At 73.3% G+C, this 2233-nt stretch carries 1 protein-coding gene; it reads right to left on the bottom strand.

All coding sequences use genetic code 11. The features are described 5' to 3' along the window. The coding region (gene glgX / locus AC13HU_RS35975) for a glycogen debranching protein GlgX (protein WP_483046199.1) at positions 1–2194 on the bottom strand (2194 nt) is incomplete at its 3' end. Positions 2195–2233: the final 39 nt, after the last annotated feature.

Genomic DNA, 2233 nt, shown 5'->3' with positions numbered 1-2233 from the left:
CGTCGCCCCCACGGCCCCCACAACCCCCGTGGTCCCAACAATCCTCCGCGGTGTCGAGCACGACCTCGTACCCCGACGCCCACGGCGGCCCCGGCAGCGTGAACTCCATTGGCCGGTGGTCGGCGTGCACGATCAGCAGGAAGCTGTCGTCCACCACCGGCTCGCCGCGCGCGTCCCGCTGCGGGATGTCCTGTCCGGACAGCAGCATCCCCAGCGTCGCGGACGGTGCGAACCAGTCCTCCTCGGCCATCTCCCGCCCGTCCGGCCCGAACCAGGTCACGTCCCGCAGCCCCTCGGGCGCCAGCGACAGGCCGGAGAAGAAGCCGCCGCGGCGCAGCACCGGGTGCGCGTGGCGCAGCGCGATCAGCCGCGCGGCCAGGTCCAGCAGCGCCGCCCAGGACGGGTCGTCGCGCAGCGACCAGTCGATCCAGCCGGTCTCGTTGTCCTGGCAGTAGGCGTTGTTGTTGCCGCCCTGGGTGCGGCCCATCTCGTCGCCGGCCACCAGCATCGGCACCCCGGTGGACAGCAGCAGCGTGGCCAGCAGGTTCCGCAACTGGCGGTGGCGCAGCGCGAGGACGTCCGGGTCGTCGGTGCCGCCCTCCGCGCCGCAGTTCCAGGAGCGGTTGTCGTCGGTGCCGTCCCGGCCGTCCTCGCCGTTGGCCGCGTTGTGCTTGCCGTCGTAGCTGACCAGGTCGCGCAGGGTGAAGCCGTCGTGCGCGGTGACGTAGTTGACCGAGGCGTACGGCCGCCGGCCGCCCCAGTCGTAGAGGTCGCTCGAACCCGACAGCCGGTAGCCGAGGTCGCGCACGTCGCCGGTCGCACCGCGCCAGAAGTCCCGCACGGTGTCGCGGAACCGGTCGTTCCACTCGGTCCACAGCGGCGGGAAGGCGCCCACCTGGTAGCCGCCGTCGCCGACGTCCCAGGGCTCGGCGATCAGCTTCACCCGGCGCAGCACCGGGTCCTGGGCGATCACCGCGAGGAACGGCGAGAGCATGTCCACGTCGTGCAGCGAGCGGGCCAGCGCGGCGGCGAGGTCGAAGCGGAAGCCGTCCACGCCCATCTCGGTGACCCAGTAGCGCAGGCTGTCGGTGATCAGGCGCAGTACGTGCGGCTGCACCACGTTGAGGGTGTTGCCGCAGCCGGTGTAGTCGGAGTAGCCGCGCGGGTCGGGGCCGAGCCGGTAGTAGCCGCGGTTGTCGATGCCGCGCAGCGACAGCGTCGGGCCGCCCTGGCCGCCCTCGGCGGTGTGGTTGTAGACCACGTCGAGGATCACCTCTATGCCCGCCGCGTGCAGCGCCCGCACCATCCGCTTGAACTCCCCGACCTGCCCGCCCCGGCTGCCGCTGGCGCTGTAGCCGGCGTGCGGGGCGAAGTAGCCGATCGAGTTGTAGCCCCAGTAGTTGTGCAGGCCCCGGCGCAGCAGGTGCTCCTCGTCGGCGAACTGGTGCACCGGCAGCAGTTCCACGGCGGTGACGCCCAGCCGGGTCAGGTGCGCGATCGCCGCCGGGTGGGCGAGGCCGGCGTAGGTGCCGCGCAGCTCCGGCGGGACATCGGGGTGCCGCCGGGTGAACCCGCGTACGTGCAGTTCGTAGATGACCGTGTCCGACCAGGGCGTCTTGGGGCGGCGGTCGTCCTGCCAGTCGTCGTCGTCCTCGACCACCACACCCTTGGGGACGTACGGCGCGGAGTCGCGGTTGTCCCGCACGGTGTCGGCGACGTCCTGCTCCGGCCAGTCGCGCGCGTGGCCGTACACCTCGGGGACCATCGCGAACTCGCCGTCCACCGCCCGCGCGTACGGGTCGAGCAACAGCTTCGCCGGGTTCCAGCGAGCGCCGGTCCACGGGTCCCAGCGGCCGCCGACCCGCAGGCCGTAGCGTTGGCCGGGGCGCACGCCGGGCAGGAAGCCGTGCCATACCTCGTGGGTCAGCTCGGTGAGCGGGGCGCGGGTCTCGGTGCCGTCGTCGGCGAACAGGCAGACCTCGACGGACTCCGCGCCGCCGGCCCACAGCGCGAAGTTGGTGCCGGGCGTGCCGTCGGGGCCGGTGTGGAAGCGGGCGCCGAGCGGCTGCGGGGAGCCGGGCCAGACCGTGAAGGACGCCTGCGGCGCGCCAGCGGGGGAGGGCGCGTGCGGACGGGGGCCGGGACCGGCATCGTCCGTCGCCACCGTGGTCGTAGCGATGCCGTCCGCCACCATCGCGGTGGTAGCGGCATCGTCCGTCGCCACCGCGGTCGA

It is taken from the genome of Streptomyces sp. NH27 (assembly GCF_056859195.1).
Note: the sequence above shows the minus strand (reverse complement) of the source record. Positions and strands in the feature narration are given on the sequence as shown.